We start from the raw sequence: 23,547 nt of genomic DNA, 5'->3' as shown, positions 1-23,547 counted from the left end.
TATTTATACGCGATTTAGTCTCATTAACTCGCTTCATCAACAATCATTAGCTGTTTACCAACCTCTCCCTCAACCCGCTCCTCCGCTCCGTCCGGCGCTTTACCGCAGCTGAAAAAACAGCCGCATCGCTCCAGATTGTCACCGACTGCTTCGCCCGCGTGATCCCCGTATAAATCAACTCTCTCGTCAGTAAAACAGAATCCTCCGGAGGCAGAACCATCAAAACCCTGTCGAATTCTGATCCCTGGCTTTTGTGCACGGTCATCGCGAATGCGGTTTCGTGCTTGGGCAGAAACTCTGGCGGAATGGCGCGGACGGTGCCGTCGGGGGCGGCGAAGAAGGCTCGGAGGTTGCCGGTTTCCGGGTCGGGCAGCATGATGCCGGTGTCGCCGTTGAAGAGTTTGTGGTTGTAGTCGTTTTCGGTGACGAGCACGGGGCGACCCCGGTAAAACTGGCTATCGAGGCGAATGAGTCCGGCTTCGTTCAGGAAAGTTTCGGCGGCGTGGTTGATGCCGCTGGCTCCCCACGGGCCTTCGCGAAGGGCGGTGAGGATGCGGAAGCGGTCGAAGAGACGCAGGGCTTCGGCGGGAGTTTTGGCTTCGAGGCAAGGGCGAAACCCTTCGAGTACCGGGGCGACGAGGCGCTTTTTGATCGTTTCGCGCGTCGGCGTGGCTTCGAGAGCAATGCCGCTGCCGGAGTCGGCGAAGAGGCGCAAGGCTTCGCTGTGGTCGCCTGCGTTGACGGCGCGGCTGAGGGCGGCGATGCCGGAGCCGTCGCCGAAGCGGTAGTTGCGGTCGAGCACGGTGACGCATCCGGCGATGAAGGAGACGGGCGATTCGGCGGCGCAGCAGATGTCGCCGAGCACCGCTCCGGCTTCGACCGAGGCGAGCTGGTCACGGTCGCCAATGAGGATGAGCCGGGCGTGCGGCGGGAGCGCCGTGACAAGCGCGGTCATGAGCGGCAGATCGACCATCGAGGCTTCATCGACGATCACCACATCGCAAGGCAGCGGGTTGCGCTCGTTGTGGCGAAAGCCGGTCGAGCCGGGAATGGTGCCGAGCAGGCGGTGGATCGTCGTGACCTGGCTTGGAATCGCGCGTTTCACCTCGTCTGCGCACGGTAGCGCTTCCCGAAGCGAGGTGATGGACGACGCGAGCCGTGCGGCGGCTTTGCCGGTAGGAGCGGCCATCGCGATACGCATCCGTGCTTCGCCTGGCTGTTCGAGCAACAGGCCGAGGATGCGCACGACGGTGGTGGTCTTGCCGGTGCCGGGGCCGCCGGAGATGACCGAGAAGTGCCGCCGGAGCGCCGCCAGTGCGGCCTGCCGCTGGCGATCCTCGCCGGATTTATCGACACCGAAGTAGCGGTCGAGCCGTGCAGCAAGCGCGGCTTCGTCGATTTCGAGGCTCACCGACGCAGCGCGGGCGCGAATGGCTTCGGCAAGCAGTGTTTCGTAACGGAAATAGCGGTAGAGGTAGAGCCGTCCGGCGGCGTCGAGAATCAACGGGCAATGCTCCCCTGGCCCACCAAGCGTGGGCAGCGAGCGCAGCGCAGCGATGAGGCTTGCAACGTCGGGCAGGAGGCGCAGCGGCTCCTCGCGTTCGGGAATTCGCACGAGCTCTTCGGCAATTTCCTCCAGATCGAGGCAGACATGCCCCTGCCCCACCGCCTGACTCAGCAGCGAAACCACTGTGCGCAGCAACTCCGCGTTCTCCGTCACACCCCGGCAGAGAAATGCCGCTGCCTGCCAGTCGATGGGCCGTTCTATGAAGTCGATCATTCTTCGCCCTCCCCTGGTGTCATTTCGACAAGCAGTTCGCTCAGCTCGCGGATCAACTCCGCAGATGGCAGGTCGCGATAAAACCCGAACGCTTCGCCGCGTTCGGCGCTGACGCCGCGCAGGAAAACGTAGATCGCTCCGCCGAAGTGCGTCTCGTAGCGGTAATCCGGTACTCGCAGCGAGAGGAAGCGGTCGAGCGCTACCGTGTAGAGCAGGTATTGCAGGCGATAGAGGTTCTCCGTCATCGCCCGGTCGAGCTGCTCGCGGCGGTACTCTTCGACCGAATTGCCAAGGTGGTTCGACTTCCAGTCGAGCAGATAGTACCTCCCCTGCGTCTCGAACACCATGTCCATGAAGCCCATCAGCATTCCCTTCACCGGCGCGAAGTCAAGCGCCTGCAATGCGGCGGCGGGATCGGTGTCGGTCGGAATAACGCCATGCCTCACAAGCACTTCGGCCAGCTCCGGCGCGGTGATGCGTTTGAGCGGAAAGAAGAACTCCAGCTCGGTGAACCACGTTCGCGGCTTGAGACCACCGAGGGTGAACGAACCGTTCGGCGACGAAAGCGGCGTCGCGAGCACCTCCCGCGTCATGCTGGCGAGCGCCGGTTGCCACTCCTTGTCGAAGCCGTACCGGTCGAGTGCCGCCGCGCAGGCCTCGTCGATGTCGGCGCAGGAGGCCGAGGCGAAGTCGAGCGTCTCGAAAATCGAGTGCATCAGGATGCCCGCCCCGGCTCCTTTCGGGAAGGCGAAAATGGAGCGCTCCGCTTCCGGCAGCAGAATGGACGCCGCGGGTTCCGCCGGAGCGCTTTCGTCGCGGTCGGGCAGCTCGAAGGCCACCTGTTTGTGGCGGCTGAGCGTGGTAAAGCTCGCGATCCGCCAGTCGGTATCGAGGATTTTTTTGAACTGACGAAGAACAAGTTCAGGCCGTTCCGTCGATCCGGCGGGCGGAACACGCACATGAAAATCGTCGCCAAGCGAGAGACGCCGCACCTGCATCGCTCCGTCCGATTCCTCCGCCATCTTCTGCAATTTGTCCGCCATGTCGTCTACTCCGATGGTCTGAAGCTCGTCCGCTGCTTCGGCGACCGGATTAGCGCTGCGGCGAGCGTCGTCCGAGGCATAGAGTAAATATGAGGCAGGCGTAAGTTGCGGCGGTTTGCCGCTTTTGCGCCCATCGACGATGCGTGCGGTGAAGAAAATGCAGCGCCGTTCGGCCCGCGTCAGGGCGACGTAGAAGAGCCGCAGATTCTCGGCGAGCGTCTCGCGAGCGGCGAGCGTCCTGTGACGGTTGAGCGACGCAGAGCCGAAATCGCGCACCATCCGGCCAGCGTCGTCGTGGCAGAGCGCCACCTCATCCTTGTCATTGCCGCTGACGAACTGGAACGGGCAGAAGACGACCGGGTACTGCAACCCTTTGCTGACGTGCGCGGTGACGATCTTGACCGCTGGTTCGTCGCTTTCGAGGCGAATCTGGTACTCCTCGCCGCTGTCTCGCGTCGCCACGCGCTCGCCGAACCACGCCGCGAGGCCCTCCATGCCGAGGCCGCGCGCGTGCTCCTCGCGGTGCAGCAACTCGAAGCAGTGCAGCACATTGGTCAGCGCCCGCTCGCCAGACGATCCCGCCGTGGCCAGCAGCCGCTCGCGCACCCCTTCGCGGCGCATCAGCTCGCGGGCCATCACCATGAAGCCACGCTCCCGCCAGAGGCGGTGGTAGTCACGGAACTCCTGCAACCGCTCGACCAGAGCATTTTCGTCGCTGTTGAGACGGGCGATGTCGCTGCCGTTCAGCCCGAAAATCGGCGTGACGAGCGCGGCGCGAACGAGCGTTTCGCGTCCCGGATCGGCGAGCGCCGTCACGAGAATCCGCACCTCCTCGGCCTCAATGGAGGCGAACACGCTCTCGTCGCTGCGCATCACCGACACGATGCCCGCCTTGCGCAACGTCGCCTGCATCAGCCGGGCTTGCTGGTGGGTGCGCACGATCACCGCAATGCCGCTCGCATCCGTACCGCCGCTGATCGTTTCGGCCACCATCGAGGCGCACGCCTTCGCCGCGAACTGCGTGGCGTCGCCGCTCTTCAGGCTGCCGTCCCCCTCGCCGCCGTCGAGCAGGCAGAGTTCGAGCGGCGGCTTGCCGGTCAGCTCCGATTCGGGGATGAGGCGGCCAGCAACGAGTGGCGGCGACGGGATGCCGTCAAAGACAAATGGCTGGCGGGCGTGGTCGAAGAGACGGTTGAAGCCGTCGAGCAGCTTCGGCGTCGAGCGCCAGTTCGTGTTGAGCGTGAAGCGCCGCTCTTCGCCAACATCGCTGGCGGCCTGGAAATAGGCGAAGATGTCCGCCCCGCGAAAGCTGTAGATCGCCTGCTTGGGATCGCCGATGAGGAAAAGTGGCGCATCCGAGTTGGCGTAGATGCGCCGGAAGATGTCGTACTGCACCGGATCGGTGTCCTGAAACTCGTCGATCAGCGCCGCCTTGTAGCGATTTCGCAATGCCCTGGCCAGCGCGTCAGCCTCAGGGCCATCGGCGAGAGCGTGGTAAAGATCGGTGAGCAGGTCGTCGAAAAAGCGGACATTTCCCTCTTTTTTGCGCTCCGGCAGCCGCTTGCGGTAGAACGCGACCAGCTCGGACTTCAGCGCCAGCAGCCGCTCATCCGCCGCCGACTGCAATTGCTCGCAGGCCTCGAAAAAAGGATGCGCGGGCGCGGTGCCGTTTTTTTTGATGCCTGCCGCGATGCCTGAGGTGGTCAGCTTCTCGAAGCCGTCGAAAAGGGCGAAGGGGTTGCAATCCTCGACAAACTCATCAAGCGCTTGAAGCAACGGCTCGACTTTATCGTCGCGATAAAACTTCTCGGAACGGCTGAGGCTTTTGTCGCTGCGGAGGATTGTCAGAATTACATCCTGCTCCTCCTGCCAGATGCGGCACACTTCGTCGAACGCGGCCTGCGCTTCGTCCTCGATCCGCGCGATTTCCGCTTCGTCGTAAACTGGCAGCACCACGTCGCGCTCCGAGAGCTGCAACGATTGCAGGAACGCCATGAGGCTGTCGGGCGTCCACTTTTTCAGCAGCGCGTAGGCGAGCAGGCGGTTCGCGTCGCCGAAAAAGCGCTCCCGCCAGAAGTCGTCGATCACCTGTCCGGCAAGCGCGGACTGGTCGTCCATTAACTCGGTATCGTAGAGTGCGCCGCTCTCAAAGGCGTGATCCTGCAACGCCCGCAGGCAGAAGCCGTGGATCGTGAAGATCGAAGCCATGTCGAACTCGGCGAGCGCCGCTTCGAGCAGCGTGGCGGCCTGTTCCGTCGAGCCGGTTACGTCAGTATGGTCGCGCAGTTTGACGAGAAACTCATCCTCTGTCGGCTCGCCGCGCATCACGTCGAGCGCCTCGCGAATGCGGCGGCGGATGCGCGCGCGAAGCTCCTGCGTGGCCGCCTCGGTGAAGGTGACAACGAGAATCTGTTCGGGCCGCAGCTCCTGCTCGACAAGCAGACGCAGGTAGAGCGACGCAATCGCGTAGGTCTTGCCCGTGCCCGCGCTCGCCTCGATGAGGTTCATGCCGGAGAGTTCGACGGCGGCGTGATCGAGAATGTGGATCGTCATACCTTGCCTTCGTGCTCAATCATTGGCAGCAATAATTTGTCGGCGATGCTCTTGAAGCGGTCGCCGAAGGGCGGTTCTTGGCCGAAGCAGCGGCGGATGGCCGGGTCGTTCCCCTCGCCTTCGATTCCGCCGAAGCCGTCGAGCCACTGGCCGAGGGCGGCTTTGCGCCGGTCGGCTTCTGGTTTCTCGGCCTTCTCCGCCCAGGCAAGCGAGGTGCGGGGAAAGAATGGCAACGGCTCGGTAATTCCTTCGCGGTAGAGATCAAGCAGCGTTTCGAGCCGTTTGGTCGTGTCATCGACGGGTCGATAGCGGATCGAGCGGTCGAGCGTGATGATGCACGTTTCTTGTGTCGCACCGTTTTCGACGGCATGGTATGCAAGGTGCAGGAGCCACGCGCGGAGGCGATCCTGCGCACGCATTCTCGCGCATCGGTAGAGAAGTTGGCCGGTCGGCAGCAGATGGTCGAGCTTTCCAGTAAGGCGGAATCCCCCGATGTCGAGATCGATGTCAAGCTGGCTGAACGTGCCGCCGCCTTTCAATTCCTGAACCTTCGTGGCGAACTCTTCGACCTCGACAAGCAACTTCCGGAACAGCAGCTCGCCGTGCGTGGCTGGAGGAAGCAATCCCCGCGAGCGGAAGAGCGGCAGCATCGCGCATCCATCGTGGCCTTCGAGCACCGCTTCGAGCAACTCCTGACGCATCGCGTAGCGTTCGAGTCCCGCCACCTCGAACGGCTCGCGCTCTTCGAGCGGCTCCACTGCCGCCGACGGCTTCAGGCCGAGACGCCTTTCGAGAAAATACGCCGCAGGGTTGGCGAAAAAGCGGGCAAGATCGTCGAGCGTGACCGTCCGATCCTCGTCGGTAAAACCATTGAGCGGCTCCTCGATGAAAGGGCGTTCGGCAAGCGAATTGCGTCCAGCAAGTGCTTTGAAGTTGTCCGCTGAGTAGCTGAAGAGCGATGATCCTTTCGTGAAGTAGGCTGGGCTAAAGCCCTGGAGGCGGTGCTGGACGACAAGGCGCGACGCGGCATCTTCGCCCTCCGGGAACTCGAAGCCGCGCTCAATGGCGTCGAGCAGTTCACTCACGAGTACCGACGGCGGCAGTGGCGTATTTTCGCGTACACTCTGGCCGACATAGCTCAGGTAGAACACGTCGCGGGCAGAGAGGAGCGATTCGAGGAAAAGGTAGCGGTCATCGCCGCGCACGGAGCGGTCGCCCTTGCGCGGTTCGCGGGCGAGCAGGTCGAAACCCGGCGGACGCTGCTGGCGCGGGAATGCGCCGTCATTCATGCCGATCATTGCCACCACGCGGAACGGAATGCTGCGCATCGGCAGCATCGCGCAGAAGGTGATGCCACCGGTCATGAAACCGAGCCCCATCTCGAACTGTTCGAGCCGTCCGCGCAGCCAGGCGATCATCACCTGCGCCGAAACCTCGCCTTCGAATCGCGAGTTTTCCGCCAGCGACGTGAGGCTATCAATCTCCGATTTGACGTGTGCCAGTTCGCGCTCCGAATCGGCGTCTGCCTCGATGAAGTTTTCAAGCATCCAGAAAAAGTGATTCCGCCACTCGCCGAGCGGGCGTGAACGACTGAAGCGCGTCGAGAGCTGATCGACCGCGTCGATGAAGTCTGCCAGCTTGCCGAGTGTTTCGGCATCGCCCGCGACCTCGAAGGGCAAAACGCCGTTGAACAGCCGCCCCTCGTCCGGCATCGCATAGCCGAGCAGGAGTCGCTCCAGCCCGGCCCGCCAGGAGTTCTCGCGGAACGGCGGCAGGCCAAGCTTGCTGCGAGCACCCTCGTCCATCCCCCAGCGGATGCGCGTCTCTTTGATCCATCGGCGCACCGTGTCGAGCTCCTCCTCGCCAAGCCGGAAGTGGCGACTCACCGGTGGCGACGAGAGCAGGTCGAAAAGCGCGGGGGCTGTGTGGCGGCTGCCATAGAGCTCCAGCAGTTTGAGTATCGCCGGGGCGACGCCGCCTTCGTCGAGCATCCGGCGGTCGGCAATGGAGTGCGGCAGGCGCGGCTCCTCCGGGCCGCTCGCACCGAATACCGTGGCAATGTAGGGGGCGTAGGTCTCGATGTCGGGCGTCATCACCACGATGTCGCGCGGTTCGAGGCCGGGTAACTTGTCGAGCAGATCGAGCAGATTGTCGTGCAGCACCTCGACTTCGCGCAGCGGATTGTGGCACGAGTGCACCTGCACCGAGCAGTCGCTGGCGTCGGGCATCGGATGCCGCCCATCCGTGCCGTCGCCGCGCAGATTGAGTATGTCGGATTGCAACGCGCGGAGAAGCGTCGCTGTGCCGGGGTCGTCGTAGAGGTCATACTCGTCCTCGACGTTGCCGACGTCGAGCAGCAGTTCGGCGAACTCGCGTCCGCTTTTGCCGAGCGAGGCGAGCAACGGATTGCCCTCCACGCTCAGTGCCCTTTCGCTCTCGCTCATGCGGAACAGCCGCCGCCGAGAAACGATGTCCGTCCAGAACTCCCGGGTCGGACTCAAGAGGAACAGGTTCACCGGAATTCGCACGGCGAGCGCCTGGAGGATTTCGATGTGGTAGGGCGGCATGTAGGAAACGCCGAAGAGCGAAATGCGTTTCGGAAAATCGGCAGGCAGCCGGGTAGTCCTCACCTTTCTGAGAAACGCTGACTGGAGCTGGCCGCGATGTTTTCCTGAATGTTCAGCCACGAGCGCCCGCCACAGCTCCGGCTGCCAGTCACGAGCCGCGTCGTCGCCGCCCGCCTCCCACGCAGCAAGCAGGTCGGGGCGGAACAGTGTGTATTGATCGAAAGTATCAGCAATCCTGCCCGAAAGCTGGAAGAGCTTCAGGCCGTCACGATCACCATCGAGATAGGCGCGAAGCGGCGCAAACGAATCGCGTTCGAGCAGATCTGGCAGGAAGCGCATCAGGCTCCAAGAGATCGTCTCCTTCGAGAATCGCTCAGTGTCAGCCTGCTTGGATAGCTCCAGCCACTCGAAAAGCCTCTGAATCAGTGCATTCGGAAACGGGTACTCCGCCCCCGCCCAGACGCCAAACTGCGAGGCAAGCCGCATCGAAAGCCACCGCTGCATTCCCCGGCTCTGCACGACGATCCACTCCCGCTCGAATGGCGATGCAAGCAGCGTGGACGCCACCATTTTGCCAAAAGCCGAAACGAGCGTTTCGAGCCGATTGCTGGTGTAAATTTCAAGCACAGCGGTGCGTTTCAGTGGTGACGATGTGCAGCAAACGGGGCATGGGTTATACTTTGTTCAAGTAATGAATTTATCACTGTTTCAGCAAACGTGGACGTTATGGACAATGTGGGTGCGGTTGATGGTGGATGGCCGGATATGAGGAGGCTCGTTATTTATGATCAATTATCAATTATCAATTCCCCGAATTCCTTACATTGAAAGCATGGGCAAACCATACCGAATTTCAAAACGAACGACCGAACTATTATGGACGCGAAAACCACCATTCTCGAAGTGCTGAAAAAAGAGGGCAAACCGATGAGCGCCGGGCAGATCGCCGAAAAAAGCGGGCTTGAGCGCAAAGAGGTAGACAAGGCGATGAAAAGCCTCAAGGAGGAGGAACTGATCGTTTCGCCGAAACGCTGCTACTGGACACCGAAAGTATAACGCACGGCACTCTTTTCCAGCAAACCGAATTTCTCGGGGACATATTCACAACCATCAACAGACCATTATGCTGCAATCAGAACGAGCCCATCAACCGCTCTCCGAAGAAGAGCTGAATATGCTCGAAACATTCCTGGCCTCCACGGAGGCCCCTGAAGAGTGCATGAACTCCATCGAAATGATAGATGGCTTTTTGACTGCCGTCGTCATTGGGCCGGAGGTTGTCCCTGAGCACCGGTGGATCAAGTACATGCTCGATCCCGAAAACCAGCGGGAAAATCTCTTCAACTCGCCTGAAGACGAGTCGCGGATTACCGATCTGCTGAACCGGCACGTCAACGCTATCGACGCCCAGTTTGAAAGCGAACCGGAAGGATTCCTGCCGATCTATGAAATGTTCAGCTACTCCGAAGAGGAGGAGCGGCAGATCGCCATCGAGGAGTGGGCGCTCGGCTTTATCCTCGGCATGGAGCTGAGCCACGAGGCCTGGCAGCCGCTGTTCGCCGATGAATCAACGGCCATGCTCGCCGGGCCGCTTTTTGTGCTTGGCAAAGTCACCGACGACTACGATAACATGTCGCAGGAGGAGAAAGATCAGATGATCGACATGCTCGACGAGTCGATCATCGGCATCTACGCTTTCTGGCAGCAACAGGCTGAAGAAGAAAAAGGAGTGTGAACGGAAGTGATCGGCCGGATAAGGTCAGATGCCATATTTCAAATAAAAAAGCCGGGTTGTTACAAGTCCGGCTTTTTTCATGTCAACTACAGGTTACCTTGGCGGCATCGACCGAGGGGCTTGCCATCAACATGCCGGCAACTCTTGCCAGCATCAACATGTTGCTTTTCATGACTCTCTCCTTTTTGTTCACTAGGCCATCGGCAAACCACCGAATCCCTCGCCTGCCGCAACCACAAGCAAGCCAAGCGGTTACTTCCGCCTGACAAACTGGCTGCTCGAATATCTGGTTGTGAATGGTGAATTTCCAAAAGGGGTGCACATAATGCCGGAGGGACGCGACCGGTTCGGTCAGCTCAAGCCTTCGTTTCCAGTCGATTTCGAGCCGCTGACAGCCGGCCGCGTGTTGCCGAAGCTTTGAGGCGTTACGGGGTGTCTGACTCTATTGCGCTGTTGAGAAACGCAACCATCGGCATCACCGCATGGCAGCAATCGCCGAGCTGTTCGATAAACGGTTCATCCACTACCTCTCCGTCACTAAAAAAGCGCTGGGTGACGTAGCCCTTGTAGCGCAGCCACTCGATGGCGGGGCTGGTTTCATCATATCCTTTCGGAGCACGTTTGAGCACGCCCGATGGCAATACGCCATCCGGGAAAGCAGCAAGCAGTTCGGGAGCGGTCACAATGGCATTCCACTCGTCGAAGCTGGTTTCGATGGCTTCGCGGGTCCGGGCCAGCACGGGCGCTTCGGGCAGGTAGAGTCCCCCGCCGCCAAACGAATTGCCTGGTTCGAGATGCAGATAGTAGCCCGCCAGCGCCCCTTTCCGTCCGCCCTTGCTGACGTAGGCAAATAGGCCTGTTTTGTAGGGCGTTTTGTCCTTCGAGAAGCGCACGTCCCGGTAGATGCGCATGATGCACGATTTCGGGTCGGGCATCACCTCGGCGATCTCTGGGTCGAAACTCGTGAGCGACTGGATGAACCGCGCGACCGTGTCGAAGAAGTCGGCGGCTGCCTGCTCGTAGCGCGTGCGGTTCGCCTCGAACCACTCCCGGTTGTTGTTGGCTTTGAGTTCCACGAGGAAGTCAAGCGCGGAGCGAGTCATCATGGCAAAGAGGCTTTATGCCGCCTCAGAACATCGCGTGCGCGCCGAGTTCCTGACCGGCGAGCCCCTCCTTGAGCACGCGTTTGTAGAAGTCGCGCAGGGTTTCGGTGCCGTATGAGGGCGTAGCGTCGGCGTCATAACGTTTTTTGACCGGATCCCACACCAGCATCGACTCCGAGCAGTAGTATTTGCCAATACGAGCGAACTCCGCTTTTTCTGCAAATGACGGCAGGAACTTCGAGATCAGCGTCAGCAACGGAATAATCACGTCGAATATCTGGATCGGCACCTTCTTGAGCTTCGGCTTCCGGCCAAGCAGCTCGAAGAGCATCAGCGCCTGATCGAGGTTGGTCACCGGCTCGCCCGGCCCACCGATGGGCAGAATCTTGTTCTGTTTCTCCGGATCTTCGAGGCAGTCGGTGATGAAGCGGGCCAGATCACCTTCGCTGATCGGCTTGCACGCCGTGAGTTTGCCATCCCCGAACATAACATAAGGCTTGCCGTTTTTGACCTTCTCGATCTGCCCGGCAATCGACTTGAAAAACGCCGTTGGCCTGACAATGGAGTAGGTCACGCCAGACTCGCGCAACTCCTTTTCGAACTTCAGCTTGGCACGCTGAAACTCCAGCATCGGCTTCTGCACGCAGATCGCCGAAAGCAGCACGAAATGGTTGATTCCTGCCTTCATTCCGGCATCGAGCGAATTGCGCGTCGCCTGGTAATCGATGTCCCACGAATCTTTGATCCCTCCGTTGCGCGAGGCCAGGCACGAGACCACCGCATCGAAATGCTCGCCCCGGATGCCATCGCGCAAGAGCGACTCCAAATTCGACACATCGCCGAAACGCACCTCGGAACCCTGAAGTTGCCGACGGGTCTCATCCTCGGTAGTCGATGCGTTCACGCCGGATCGCGGACGGGCGAAACTGATGACCTCATAGCCTCTTGAAACCAGCTCGCGGACAACAAACTTGCCGATATACCCGGTCGCTCCCACCACGAACACGCGCTTTTTCTGAGAGCCGTTACAGGATTCAGCCAGTACAGACGAAGATGACATAACCAATAGCCAGTAAAGGTTGATTGAAAACCGGAAATCGCTGTCCAGAACAAGTATAAGGCTAAAATCATTGTTTTGAAACTGTTTGAGGGGATTTGAACCGGTCGCGAATGCGCAGCTCCCTTTTGTCGGAAAATGCTTACCGGCAGTACACCGGCAATGCAATCAATGCAATGTGTTGTGGATTTTTCTTGTCTCCGGCGTTGTTTTTGCAGAGTGCGACTCAATGCTTGAAACAATGGACTCATCTCCATGCTCAATACCTTTCTGGAAAGCCTCCTGTCGCGGTTGAAAAGCGCTTTCGATCTTGAACATCCTGGCAGCCTGCCGGGTGAAGTCGTCATCGTGCTGATCACCATATCTTTCATGCTGACATTCTTTTACCTGCTCTGGCGAATCGTTTGGTTTTCTTGGCTTTTATACGGCTTCTCACTCGCTTACCGGAACATCCGGTACATGGGCGTCTCCGTACAGAGCCGCGAAAGAAGCCGCGCTTTTGGGATTCGTCAGAACGGCAAGCTGGCCGGCTATGGCCTTATAGGCCTCTGCCGCAGCGGCTTCAAGATTGGCCCGCTTTTCGCCGCACCCCTGAGCTTGCCGAAACGCTTTTCAGCGCGCTCGAAAGCCCGATTCCTGAAGGCTCACTGATTTTTCTTGACATTCCGAAGGTCAACCCTGCAGCGCTTGAACTGGTTCAACGGCACAGGATGAACATGGTTTTCGAGACTGCCCGCATTACAAGGGGCCTGCACCGCGTCTTCCCGTCGAACGTATTTTCGGTGTCACGACGTTCGAACTCGGATAAGACACTGTCTCCACTACCTCATTCTGATGTATTGGAAATACATTAACGATTATTAAATTCATAATACTATCAGCCCTTTGCCCCCGCTTTATCACAAAATGGATAGAACATGCGCCACAGGATCACAACACTCCGTTGCCTCTTTATGGCCATTGTCGCCATATATGGCTCACTCGCTCTCTTTCCGGCAAAGGCTTCGTGCCAGAACGACAAAAAACTTGAAGTTCCCGTCCGGACGCAACAGTCTGACAATGATCATCGAGGTATTACGGTGCAAACATCGGATCTTGACGACGGAGTTACCGGAGTGGTCGGCAAAGTCTATATCGAGGCCTCACCCAAGCACGTCTGGGCGGCCATAACCGATTACAACAATCACAAATCATTTGTCCCCAAACTAATTGACAGTGGCCTGATTTCAGATAACGGACGCGAACAGGTTATGTTTGAACGGGGAAAAACCGGCATTTTTCTCTTCAGAAAAACAGTCTATATCAAACTAAGCCTTCAGGGAGAGTATCCGAAGCGGCTTGATTTCCATCAGATAGAGGGCGATTTCAAGGTATACGAAGGCGACTGGCTCATTGAGCGTGCTTCCGACGGCAAGGGGAGCATCCTGACCTTCAGGGCAAAGATCAAACCGGACTTTTTCGCCCCAGCAATGTTTGTTCGCAAGGTTCAGCAGAACGATCTGCCGATGGTGCTCGCCGCCATGAAAAAGCGCGCCGAGTCCGCTGAAGGCTCGTTGCGAGTGGCACGCACCTCCAGCCTGAAGCAATCCACGCAGCCATCCGCCGATTCCGCCATCGCGGACTGACATGCGTTAAAACGACTCGGTCAAGTGTGATGAAATTTTTCACACCGTCTCGTCACACTTGATCATCACTTTCTCGGCATTGGCAATCGCCTGCCGCTTCAGCTCATCGACATCGCTTCCCTTTTCACCCGACATAAGCGCTACGCCCATACGCCGGTATGGACGCATCACCGGCTTGCCGAAAATCCGGATGTCGCTGCCCGGCTCCGCCAGCGCCGCATCCAGACCATCAAACGACGGATTGTTGCCCACCCTGTCAGCGAGAATCACGGCGCTCGCTCCGGCGCGGAGCAACGTGATATCTGGAACCGGCAAGCCGAGCACCGCGCGGGCGTGCAGCTCGAACTCCGAGAGGTTCTGCGTTCCGGCGAGCGTCACCATGCCGGTATCGTGCGGCCGCGGCGAAAGCTCCGAAAAGTAGACGCCGTCGTCGGCAAGGAAAAACTCCACGCCCCAGATGCCCGCCCCGGTCAAGGCCTCGGTCACTTTGCCCGCGATATTCTGCGCCTCTTCCAGTTGCTCCGGGCTGATGCGGCACGGCTGCCAGCTCTCCTGATAGTCGCCGCGCTCCTGCCGGTGGCCGATGGGCGGGCAGAAGAGCGTTGGGCCATTCTTTTGCGTCACGGTCAAGAGCGTAATTTCGGTATGGAACGGCACGAAAGCCTCGACGATCACCTCGGCGATGTCGCCGCGCTTGCCGCTCTGCGAGTAGCTCCACGCCGCCTCGATCTCCGCCTCGCTCCGCACCGTCGATTGCCCCTTGCCCGACGAACTCATCAGCGGCTTGACCACGCAGGGCAGGCCAACTTCACCCACTGCCGACCGCAACTCTTCAAGCGAGGAGGCATAGCGGTAGTTCGCCGTACGCAAGCCGAGATCGCGGGCAGCAAGGTCTCGGATCGCCTTGCGGTTCATCGTAAAATTGGCCGCCCTCGCGGAGGGCACCACCTGAATCCCCTGCTTTTCATAATCGTAGAATCGCTCGGTGCGAATCGCCTCGATCTCCGGAACGATGATGTCGGGCCGGTGCTTGGCGACGATGGCGTCGAGCGCCCGGCCGTCGAGCATGTCGATCACCTCGCGCCTGTCGGCCACCTGCTGCGCGGGCGCATCGTCGTAACTGTCCACGGCGACCACCCGCTGCCCCAGCCGCTTGACGGCAATCACGAACTCTTTGCCCAGCTCCCCGCTGCCCAGCAGCATGATTGTTTTCGGCATAACTCTTTTTATTTTTGATACTTGTAAAATCCTTTCGCCTTGATCTGGGCAAACCACTCACGGGCCTTTTCCTTTGCCGTAATCTTTGATGTCCAGTGCACGAAGTTACCAACATCCCGCAGGTCAATCCGGCCATGCGACGCAAAATCGACGCTTCGAGGCTCGCCGAGCCTCCAGGTCGATGGCTGGCGCACGCGGCCACACTCCGGGTGGTCGAACTCTAGCGGCGGAAACAGCTCTTCGAACGAGCGCCCCCGCCACTCCTCCTCCGGAAAAGTGATGCACGACGCCATCGCCTCGTCCTGTGGCCTCATCTTCGCGCACGCTGCGGCGAGCAGCACCGGACGCCCGAAGACCGAGCCGGTGAACTCCTTCGGCGTGCCAGCGAATCCCACCGAAACACGCCCGCTGGCAATGCCCATCTCCGGCGCGAAGAGCAGCTCATCGTGCTCTCCCATCCATCGCGCGGCGCGAATCGCGTCGAAAAACGGCTCTTCCGAACCGAACTTTTTCGAAAAAAGCAGCACGATCGAGCTGTCGAGAAACCGCTCGACCACGCAGAAGCGCTCCGCCGCGAGCGAGTCGCGCATCCAGACGAGAAACATGTTGAGGTAGATCAGAATCTCCGTCGGCGAAAGATCGAGCGTAAGCCGCGCAAAATTGCGCATTCCGACATAGAGCACGGTCGCGTCGAGCTCGATGCATTTGAGCGGAAAACACCCGGCAGTCTCGTCGTCAACCTCCACATCAACCGTCAGCGGTTGCGACAAGAGAAAATCCGAAATGGTGTTGTAGCTGTAGGGCGTCTTCACGGCTCTGGCACCTCCTCCAGCGTTGCCACAAGCAATTCCCAGAATTTCAGTACCGACGAGCACTCAACCTTTTCGTCCGGCGAATGCGGATGGCGGATGGTCGGGCCGAACGAAATCATGTCAAGCTGCGGATTGTTTGCGCCGATGATGCCACACTCCAGACCGGCATGCACCGCGCGGATCTCCGGCGTTTTGCCGAAGCGGTCGCGATAGACTTTGACCATGCATTTCAGGATCGGCGAAGCGGGATTTGGCTTCCATCCGGGATAGCCGTTCTCGAACGCGGCTACCGTTCCGGCACGTTCGGCGATGCCCGCGACCGCGTCGGCAAGTTCGCGCATCCCCTCCACCGAGGCGCTCCGGAGCAGGCACTCGACGCTCACTGCGCGTCCGTCCGAATGGACGCGGGCAAGATTGTTCGAGGTTTCGACCAGACCCGCCATCGCTTCGCTCATGCGATGCACGCCGTTCGGGCAGGCTGCCACCGCATCGAAGAGGCGTTGCGCCACGGTATCGTCGATCATTCCTACAGGAAGCGCGGCATCCGCAGCCTCGACCCGCAGCTCCGGATCAACCCCGTTCAGCTCGAGACCGATGGCCGAGGCGAGCGAATGAAGCTCGTCGAGAAACGCTACTTTTTGCGCGGACGGTACGGCAACCAGTGCCACCGATTCGCGCGGAATGGCGTTGCGCAGGCTTCCGCCGTCGATGGATGCAAGCAGCAGCCCGTGGTGCTCCCGACCCATCTGCAACAGCCTGTTCATGATCTTGTTGGCGTTGCCCCGGCCAAGATCGATGTCCATGCCGCTATGCCCGCCGCGCAAACCGGAGACCCGGATTTCGATGCCGGAGTAACCGGGAGGCAGCGGCTCGCAGGAATAGTCGAAGCGCATCGTACCGTCGAGTCCGCCCGCGCAGCCAATGAAGAGTTCGCCTTCATCCTCGGAGTCGAGGTTCAGCAGAATGTCGCCCCTGAGCACTCCCGGTTTCAGCCCCAGCGCTCCGGTCATGCCAGCCTCCTCGTTCACCGTGAAAAGCGCTTCGAGCGGTCCGTGGCGCAAGTCGTCCGATTCAAGCACAGCCAGCGCCGCCGCCACACCGATGCCATTGTCCGCCCCCAGCGTGGTGCCGCGCGCATGCACCCATTCACCATCGATCACGGCGTCGATCGGATCCTTCGTGAAGTCGTGCGCTGTCCCTGCGTTCTTCTGCGGCACCATGTCGAGATGCGCCTGCAGGATAACGCCCCGCCGACGCTCCATCCCCGCCGACGCCGGTTTGCGCACAATGATGTTACCTGCCTCATCGACGAGCCATTCCAACCCGCAACGTTTCGCCACGTCAGCGACATAGGTCCGAACTGCCTCCTCATGCCCCGAAGGCCGCGGAATTTGTGTCAGGCGGTAAAAGTGGCTCCAAAGTATTTTCGGCTCAAGCGAGAGAAAAATGTTGCTCATAATGGCGTGCTCGATTCAGTTTCTTCTGCATATCAACTCATCAGTGATGACCAGGCGCCGTTTTTCCGGCATTCGGTATTGACGTTTTTTTGTTTTGTCAAAGAGCGCTTTCAGAACTGACTGCTCCGCATTTACGCTCTGTGCCATTGCCAGAGCCCGGATTGACCAGTCCTGCGAGCTCTTTCGCAAACAAAAATCGCAGTTTAAAGTGTATGATCAGCTCACAAACCTTATCGTGCTCAAAACATATTACAAAAACAAGCGCATTGACAGAACCGCTTATTCCGTCACTGCCCTGTTTAAGGTTACTTGCCCTGTCTATCCAGTCAGAAGCTCTGTGTATCGCCCTGTCAGGTACAGGCAGATCGTGAATCTTCTCTTAAACACCCCATTCTGCTATTATCAATTATCAATTGTCTTCCGTATTTTCCCCCACCGAACCATTTTATGGGCGCTCTGCCCTGCAACCTCTTAGCGATACTTCATCATGTCCGATCAATCCAATCAGAAGGAGCTCTTGTGGCAGAGCCGTTTTTCGGAACCGTTTGACCGGGAGGCGCTGAAGTTCTCCTCGTCGGTGCATGTGGACGGGCTGCTCTATCGCGAAGACATTCAAGGCTCTATTGCCCATGCCACCATGCTTGGCGAGCAGGGAATTATCTCGAAAGAGGAGGCCGGGCAAATTGTCACCGGGCTGAAGGCGGTCGAAAAGGAGATTGAGTCGGGCGAGCTAACCCCGGTGTGGGAGGATGAGGATATTCACACGGTGATCGAGAACCGGCTGAAGGAGCTGATCGGCCCGACGGCGGGCAAGCTGCACTCCGGGCGCAGCCGCAACGACCAGGTGGCGACCGACACGCGCCTCTATCTGCGCCGCAACATCGACCGCATCGGCGAGTTGCTCAAGGCGATGCAATCGACGCTGCTCGACAAGGCGGAGCAGTACAAGCACACCATCATGTTCGGCTACACCCACCTGCAGCGCGCCCAGCCGATCTCCGCAGGCCACTACTACATGGCGTGGCACTCGATGTTCGGGCGCGACGCCCAGCGCCTCGCCGATCTGCGCAAGCGGGCCAACATTTCGCCGCTCGGCGCGGCGGCTTTCGCGGGCAGCACCCTGCCGCTCGATCCGGCGCGCTCGGCGGAACTGCTGGAGTTCGACGGTGTCTTCACCAACAGCATCGATGCGGTGAGTGACCGCGACCTGGTGATCGAGTTCGTTTCGGCCTGCTCGATGATCATGATGCACTTGTCGCGTTTTTCGGAGGATGTAATTCTCTGGAGCTCGGCGGAGTTCAACTACCTGTCGATCAGCGACGCCTTCGCGACCGGTTCGTCGATCATGCCGCAGAAAAAGAACGCCGATATCGCCGAGCTGGTGCGCGGCAAGACGGGCCGTGTCTATGGCAACCTGATGAACCTTCTCACCATTATGAAAGGGCTGCCGCTCTCCTACAACCGCGACATGCAGGAGGACAAGCCGCCTCTGTTCGATACCGCCGAAACCACTGCATCGAGTCTCTCGGTCTTCCGCCGGATGATCGAAAAGACCTGGCTGAACGAGGAGCGCCTCGCCCGACTCACCGCCGAAGACCTGAGCCTCGCCACCGAGATCGCCGAGTACCTCGTCAAGAAGCAGATTCCTTTCCGCGACGCCCACCGCATCACCGGCAAGATCGTGGCGTATGCCATCGAACAGGGCAAAACCCTGCCGACCATCTCGCTCGACGAGTACCGCACTTTCTCTGAAGCCTTCGACGAAGGGATCTACGACGACCTCAAACCCGACGCCAGCGTCAACTCCAAGAAAACCGCTGGCAGCTGCTCGTTCAAATCGGTCGAAGAGCAGATCGCGCGAGCGAAAGCGGCGCGTTGACGGAACAATCTCTTGTAGGGACGGGTTTTATGCCCGCCCTGTTTCGGCAAACCCGGAACCAAAAAAGGCGCTCCATCACCGAGCGCCTTTTTTATTGGAATGTTGCTGCCCGCTTATTTCACGGGCACCGCCCGCCTGACGGCAGGCCTTGCCAACGGAGCCGCGGCGGGAACTGCCGGACGCGACTTGAGCGCCACGAGATCATCGAGAATTCTGGCAGCCTCCTGCAGAATGAAATCCGTTTTCTTCTTTTTCCCGGTATCGGCATTCTGGTCTCCCCAGCGATCCTGTATCTCTTTCAGGGTCTTGTTCTCCACTTGAAAGCCTTTTTCCTGGAGTGACACGCTCTTCTTCTGCCTGATACGGTTCAGGGTTGCCAAATCGGCCAGATAGGACTGGTAGAGCTTGTCTTTGGCGGACTGTTCGGCGAACTCCTTCTTCAGTAAAACAATATCCTCTTTGGTGACGAATCCTAATGGTGTATAAGCAGCCCTTGAGATGGTTGTCCAGGGCAGACTGCTGGTGTAGGTATCTTCACCCACCACCTCCGGGTCGATCAGGGACGGAAGAACGATATCCGGCAGAACACCGATATGCTGGGTACTACCGCCGGAGATGCGGTAGAACTTGGCGATGGTCAACTTGAGCTGGCCGAGGTCAGCCTGTTTCATGAACATGCTGAATGGTCTCTGGATGGTGACGATGCTCTGCACGGTACCCTTGCCGAAGGTTCTGTCTCCAACGATGAGTCCTCGCCCGTAATCCTGGATCGCCGCGGCGAAAATCTCCGAGGCCGACGCGCTGTAGCGGTTGACCAGCACCACCAGCGGCCCCCGGTAAAGCATCGGGTAATTTTCGTCATTCAGCACCATCTTGCCGCCGAGAGCGTTGCTGACCTGCACGACAGGCCCCCTGCCGGTGAACAGGCCGGTGACATTGACGGCCTCTTCGAGCGATCCACCACCGTTTTCCCTCAGATCAACGATGATTCCCTCCACATTCTCCTGCTTCAGCTCGTTGATGATTCTGGCCACATCCTTTGTAGTACTCGCGTAGTTATGCTTTTGCTGCCGTTCGCCTTCGAAATCGAGATAGAACGACGGAAGCACGATAACGCCAATTTTGTGACCGTTGTCATAAATGATCTTTTTCTGCGCGGCCTGCTCCTGCAAGTCAACCTTGGCCCGCACCAGCCGGATAATCTTTGCAGGCCCCTTGCCAGCCTGGCTGGCCGGAAGCACCTTGAGCCTGACAACGGTGCCTTTGGGACCTCTGATCTTTTTGACCACGTCATTGATGCGCCAGCCGATCACGTCGATGATCTCTCCCTTGTCGCCCTGTCCAACACCGACAATCTTGTCGCCCTTCTTCAGAAGTTTGCTTTTGAAGGCCGGGCCGCCGGGAATAATCTCGTTCACCACCGTGTATTCGTTCTCCATCTGCAACTTCGCGCCGATTCCTTCGAGCGAGCGGCTCATGTCGATCTGGAAGTTCTCGTATTCATCCGGCGAGAAGTAGTCGGTATGCGGATCGAACGAGGTGGTCACGGCATACATATAAGCCTGGAAAGCATCTTCGGGCTTCTGCTGGTTGAAGATTTTGAGTCTGTTGTCAAGGGTCTTCATGACTTCAGACTTGATGTTTTTGCCCTTTTCGCCGGAATATTTGGCGCTCAGGTACTGATACTTCAGCTCCTTGCGCCACAGATCGTGAAGCTCAGCCTCGTTGGCTGGCCAGGGAGCGGTTTTGCTTCGTTCCAGTTCGAGCGTTTCGGGGGAGGAAAAGTTGAATGTGGTCTTTTCGAGCGCGTTTTTCATATACGCCATCTTCTCTCTGGCCCGTTTCAGGAACTGGTTGTAGATGGCGAAACCGTCGGCGGGATTGCCGGAGACGAAATCGTCAGCGAGGTGAGCCCCGAACTCCTGGCGGAGCTTTTCGACCTCGGGCGCTGTGAAGTAACTGCGGTTGTTGTCGAGATTGTCGAGGTAGCGTTTGAAAATCTGCTGGGAGAGCGAGTCGTTGACCGGCACCTTGCGGTAATGGTTCTGAAGCAGGTACTGGGCGATGTAACGGGCGGCCTCCTCCTGGTTCGGAGTTGGTTTGAGGAGGGCTGGTTGAGCAGCTTGACCAACGGCAGCCATGGACTGATCCCACGAAAGGGTGAGCATCAGGAGAAAAAACAGAATCGGAGAGAGGGTCTTGCGTATCTTTTTCATAAACTGACTGTGAAGCTTTTGTGAATTCATTCTAAGCCGGAGTGGCCGGAGTTCAACCAATTCCCGCTTGGTTATATTATATTACAAAAACATAGTATCTACATAACAGGTTTCTGCACGATCAGGAAATTCTTTCAAAAATTCTCATTCTCTACTGAAAACCATAAAATCTCAAATGGAGAGCACTCTATGAAGAAAATCACCGGGTATAAAGAGTTGGGTCTCGTCAACAGTCGTGAACTTTTCGCCAAAGCCATCAGCGGCGGATACGCCATTCCTGCGTATAACTTCAACAATCTCGAACAGCTCCAGGCAATTATCATGGCTTGCGTCGAGACCGCTTCACCGGTCATCCTCCAGGTTTCCAAAGGTGCGCGCAGCTACGCCAACCAGACCCTGTTACGCCATCTGGCCGCAGGTGCGGTCGAGTACGCCGCTGAACTCGGTCGCGAGATTCCGATTGTGCTGCACCTCGATCACGGCGACAGCTTCGAGCTGTGCAAGGATTGTATCGAGACCGGCTTCTCGTCGGTAATGATCGACGGCTCGCATCTGAGCTATGAGGACAATGTGTCGCTGACCCGCAAGGTCGTTGAATTTGCGCACCAGCATGACGTCACGGTCGAAGGCGAGCTGGGTGTACTGGCAGGCATCGAAGATGAAGTTCACGCCACAAAGCACACCTACACCGAGCCGGATCAGGTCGAGGATTTCGTCGGCAAAACCGGCGTGGACAGTCTGGCCATCGCCATCGGCACTTCACACGGCGCGTTCAAGTTCAAGCCGGGTGAAGATCACAAAATCAGGCTCGACATCCTCGCCGAGATCGAGAAGCGCATTCCCGGCTTCCCCATCGTGCTGCACGGCGCGTCGTCCGTTCCGCAGGATCTGGTACAGATGATCAACGCCCACGGCGGCAAGCTCAAGGACGCGGTCGGCATCGGCGAAGACCAGCTTCGGGAAGCCGCACGCTCTGCGGTCTGCAAGATCAACATCGACTCCGACGGACGCCTCGCCATGACCGCCGCCGTCCGCAAGGTGCTCGACGAAAAGCCGGAAGAGTTCGATCCGCGCAAATACCTCGGCCCGGCACGCGACGCGCTCAAGCAGCTCTACATGCACAAAATCATCAACGTCCTCGGTTCGAACGGCAAGGCGTAAAAAAAGCTTTACCCACAAATCAAAAGAGGCTGGCTCGGTTCATCCCGGCCAGCCTTTTTCTTTTTTCTCCCTTGTTCACCTCGTCCACGCCCTCCTTTTTTTCTTCACCCCGCAAGAAACCTTAGCGCGAGGTAGCTCATCATGCCCATGCCGGTTTCGAGCGCGTGCTCGTCGGGATCAAAGGTGGGTGAGTGCAAGAGATTTCCCGGTGCGGAATCGGGAAGCCCCGTGCCAAGCTGCCAGAAGCTTCCGGGACACTCCTGCAAGTAATAGGCGAAATCTTCGGCGGTCATGACCGGCTCCGATTGACGCACGTTGCCATCGCCAAGATACTCCTTGCCCGCCTCCCAGGCAAGGTCGGTCATGGCCGGATCGTTGTAAAGCACCGGATAGCCCCTTCTGATCTCCACTTCGGCCTCAACGTCGAATGCATCGGCAACCTGCCGCACCGTTTTTTCAAATTTTTTGTGCAGGAGCGCCCGAAGCTCTTCGTTCATGGTTCTCATGGTGCCCATCATGGTCACGTTGCCGGGTATGATGTTGGTCGCGTGACCACCGCTGATCGAGGCGATGGAGAGCACCGCGGATTCGTGCGGCGGAGCGACGCGGCTGACCAGATGCTGGAGCGCGGTGATGATGTGCGCCGACGCAAGGATCGGGTCGCGAGTCTTGTGCGGAGCTGAAGCGTGCCCGCCCTGGCCGTGAATCGTGACATAGAGTTCGTCGGCGGCGGCCATGAAACCGCCCTTGCACATGGCGATGCTGCCGCTCTTGACACTGGGAAAGCAGTGTTGCGCGAAGATCGCTGACGGTTTGTACTTTTTCAGCAATCCCGCCTCGATCAGCGGCTTGGCGCCGCCCGGCGCTTTCTCCTCGGCGGGCTGGAAAATCAGGAGCACATCGCCATTCAGCGCATCCTTCATGCCGCTGAGCACGGTGGCTGCGCCAAGCAGCATCGCCGTGTGCATATCGTGACCACAGGCGTGCATGCAGCGCTCGACCGTCGAGCAGAAATCGTGACCATTCTCCTCCTGAAGCGGCAGGGCGTCGATGTCAGCCCGCAACGCCACCGTGCGTCGCTCGCCGGATGGTGGAGCGCCCTCGCCCCGAAGCAACGCGATAACGCCCGTCTCCATGAGCGGCGGTTCGGCCTCGATGCCAAGTCCCGAAAGATACTTCTTGATGAAGGCGGTGGTCTGGAACTCCTGGTAGGATAACTCGGGATGCTGGTGCAGATGGCGCCGCAGCGCCGCTACCTCGGGATACAAGTTGTGCGCGGCCTCCCTGACCCTGGCCGCGATGGTACTGAACGCTTCATTGTGCATATGCCGTAACTGTCAT

The 23,547-nt window shown here is 59.0% G+C and carries 15 protein-coding genes and 1 pseudogene; 6 read left to right on the top strand and 10 right to left on the bottom strand.

Annotated features, from left to right (window positions below):
• Positions 1-46: 46 nt before the first annotated feature.
• From recD to recC, 3 genes are read right to left on the bottom strand one after another with little or no spacing between them, the layout of a single operon-like run.
• Positions 47-1,780, bottom strand: a complete 1,734-nt coding sequence (gene recD, locus AYT24_RS04905) for an exodeoxyribonuclease V subunit alpha (protein ID WP_010932748.1) — start codon at positions 1,778-1,780, stop codon at positions 47-49.
• The gene (gene recB / locus AYT24_RS04900) at positions 1,777-5,376 is read right to left on the bottom strand and encodes an exodeoxyribonuclease V subunit beta (protein ID WP_010932747.1); all 3,600 of its coding nucleotides are present in this window, start codon (positions 5,374-5,376) and stop codon (positions 1,777-1,779) included. Before recB ends, recD begins: the two co-directional genes overlap by 4 nt.
• Entirely contained in the window at positions 5,373-8,570 is a 3,198-nt protein-coding gene (recC, locus tag AYT24_RS04895; RefSeq protein ID WP_010932746.1) for an exodeoxyribonuclease V subunit gamma, read from the bottom strand. Before recC ends, recB begins: the two co-directional genes overlap by 4 nt.
• A 249-nt stretch (positions 8,571-8,819) precedes the next feature.
• Between recC and AYT24_RS04890 the strand changes: the two genes are divergently transcribed.
• Both AYT24_RS04890 and AYT24_RS04885 read left to right on the top strand, forming a co-directional pair.
• Positions 8,820-8,999, top strand: a complete 180-nt coding sequence (locus tag AYT24_RS04890) for an HTH domain-containing protein (protein WP_164926976.1) — start codon at positions 8,820-8,822, stop codon at positions 8,997-8,999.
• Between the two features lie 118 nt (positions 9,000-9,117).
• Entirely contained in the window at positions 9,118-9,678 is a 561-nt protein-coding gene (locus AYT24_RS04885) for a YecA family protein (RefSeq protein ID WP_264357662.1), read from the top strand.
• 425 nt (positions 9,679-10,103) lie between these two features.
• Here AYT24_RS04885 and AYT24_RS04880 read toward each other — a convergent pair whose 3' ends face one another.
• Positions 10,104-10,784, bottom strand: a complete 681-nt coding sequence (locus tag AYT24_RS04880; protein ID WP_010932742.1) for a DUF2461 domain-containing protein — start codon at positions 10,782-10,784, stop codon at positions 10,104-10,106.
• Between the two features lie 22 nt (positions 10,785-10,806).
• Complete coding sequence (bciA, locus tag AYT24_RS04875; RefSeq protein WP_010932741.1) at positions 10,807-11,841, bottom strand: NADPH-dependent 3,8-divinyl protochlorophyllide a 8-vinyl-reductase BciA; 1,035 nt, start codon at positions 11,839-11,841, stop codon at positions 10,807-10,809.
• Positions 11,842-12,093: 252 nt separating this feature from the next.
• On the opposite strand from bciA, the pseudogene AYT24_RS10485 reads away from it, so the two are divergent.
• Positions 12,094-12,692: pseudogene (locus tag AYT24_RS10485) on the top strand (hypothetical protein).
• 225 nt (positions 12,693-12,917) lie between these two features.
• Positions 12,918-13,463 carry an SRPBCC family protein gene (locus AYT24_RS04865; RefSeq protein ID WP_226986873.1) on the top strand — a complete coding sequence of 182 codons (546 nt, stop codon included), beginning with the start codon at positions 12,918-12,920 and terminating at the stop codon, positions 13,461-13,463.
• 39 nt (positions 13,464-13,502) lie between these two features.
• On the opposite strand, the gene purT is transcribed toward AYT24_RS04865, so the two are convergent.
• From purT to AYT24_RS04850, 3 genes are read right to left on the bottom strand one after another with little or no spacing between them, the layout of a single operon-like run.
• A complete protein-coding gene (purT, locus tag AYT24_RS04860) occupies positions 13,503-14,681 on the bottom strand; it encodes a formate-dependent phosphoribosylglycinamide formyltransferase (protein ID WP_010932738.1) in 1,179 nt (392 codons plus the stop codon).
• 8 nt (positions 14,682-14,689) lie between these two features.
• Entirely contained in the window at positions 14,690-15,493 is an 804-nt protein-coding gene (locus AYT24_RS04855) for an adenylate cyclase (RefSeq protein ID WP_164926975.1), read from the bottom strand.
• The gene (locus AYT24_RS04850; RefSeq protein WP_010932736.1) at positions 15,490-16,950 is read right to left on the bottom strand and encodes an aminoacyl-histidine dipeptidase; all 1,461 of its coding nucleotides are present in this window, start codon (positions 16,948-16,950) and stop codon (positions 15,490-15,492) included. Before AYT24_RS04850 ends, AYT24_RS04855 begins: the two co-directional genes overlap by 4 nt.
• Positions 16,951-17,437: 487 nt before the next feature.
• Between AYT24_RS04850 and argH the strand changes: the two genes are divergently transcribed.
• Positions 17,438-18,829 (top strand): argininosuccinate lyase, encoded by a 1,392-nt coding sequence (gene argH / locus AYT24_RS04845; protein ID WP_010932733.1) that lies wholly within the window; start codon positions 17,438-17,440, stop codon positions 18,827-18,829.
• A gap of 113 nt (positions 18,830-18,942) precedes the next feature.
• On the opposite strand, the gene AYT24_RS04840 is transcribed toward argH, so the two are convergent.
• Positions 18,943-21,045 carry a carboxy terminal-processing peptidase gene (locus tag AYT24_RS04840; RefSeq protein ID WP_164926974.1) on the bottom strand — a complete coding sequence of 701 codons (2,103 nt, stop codon included), beginning with the start codon at positions 21,043-21,045 and terminating at the stop codon, positions 18,943-18,945.
• A 189-nt stretch (positions 21,046-21,234) separates the two neighbouring features.
• On the opposite strand from AYT24_RS04840, the gene AYT24_RS04835 reads away from it, so the two are divergent.
• The gene (locus AYT24_RS04835; RefSeq protein ID WP_010932731.1) at positions 21,235-22,206 is read left to right on the top strand and encodes a class II fructose-bisphosphate aldolase; all 972 of its coding nucleotides are present in this window, start codon (positions 21,235-21,237) and stop codon (positions 22,204-22,206) included.
• A 104-nt stretch (positions 22,207-22,310) separates the two neighbouring features.
• On the opposite strand, the gene AYT24_RS04830 is transcribed toward AYT24_RS04835, so the two are convergent.
• The gene (locus tag AYT24_RS04830; RefSeq protein WP_010932730.1) at positions 22,311-23,531 is read right to left on the bottom strand and encodes a M20 metallopeptidase family protein; all 1,221 of its coding nucleotides are present in this window, start codon (positions 23,529-23,531) and stop codon (positions 22,311-22,313) included.
• Between the last annotated feature and the right edge of the window lie 16 nt (positions 23,532-23,547).

Origin of the sequence: Chlorobaculum tepidum TLS (assembly GCF_000006985.1) — a bacterium.
In the GTDB taxonomy this organism is placed as follows: domain Bacteria; phylum Bacteroidota; class Chlorobiia; order Chlorobiales; family Chlorobiaceae; genus Chlorobaculum; species Chlorobaculum tepidum.
The sequence above is the reverse complement of the archived record's forward strand: the minus strand, read 5'-3'. Positions and strand labels throughout refer to the sequence as shown.

Coding starts and splice junctions, on each gene's coding strand:
- recD (WP_010932748.1), bottom strand. CDS start 1,780: ATGATCGACTTCATAGAACGGCCCATCGACTGGCAGGCAGCGGCATTT.
- recB (WP_010932747.1), bottom strand. CDS start 5,376: ATGACGATCCACATTCTCGATCACGCCGCCGTCGAACTCTCCGGCATG.
- AYT24_RS04890 (WP_164926976.1), top strand. CDS start 8,820: ATGGACGCGAAAACCACCATTCTCGAAGTGCTGAAAAAAGAGGGCAAA.
- AYT24_RS04885 (WP_264357662.1), top strand. CDS start 9,118: ATGCTCGAAACATTCCTGGCCTCCACGGAGGCCCCTGAAGAGTGCATG.
- AYT24_RS04880 (WP_010932742.1), bottom strand. CDS start 10,784: ATGATGACTCGCTCCGCGCTTGACTTCCTCGTGGAACTCAAAGCCAAC.
- bciA (WP_010932741.1), bottom strand. CDS start 11,841: ATGTCATCTTCGTCTGTACTGGCTGAATCCTGTAACGGCTCTCAGAAA.
- purT (WP_010932738.1), bottom strand. CDS start 14,681: ATGCCGAAAACAATCATGCTGCTGGGCAGCGGGGAGCTGGGCAAAGAG.
- AYT24_RS04850 (WP_010932736.1), bottom strand. CDS start 16,950: ATGAGCAACATTTTTCTCTCGCTTGAGCCGAAAATACTTTGGAGCCAC.
- argH (WP_010932733.1), top strand. CDS start 17,438: ATGTCCGATCAATCCAATCAGAAGGAGCTCTTGTGGCAGAGCCGTTTT.
- AYT24_RS04840 (WP_164926974.1), bottom strand. CDS start 21,045: ATGAAAAAGATACGCAAGACCCTCTCTCCGATTCTGTTTTTTCTCCTG.
- AYT24_RS04835 (WP_010932731.1), top strand. CDS start 21,235: ATGAAGAAAATCACCGGGTATAAAGAGTTGGGTCTCGTCAACAGTCGT.
- AYT24_RS04830 (WP_010932730.1), bottom strand. CDS start 23,531: ATGCACAATGAAGCGTTCAGTACCATCGCGGCCAGGGTCAGGGAGGCC.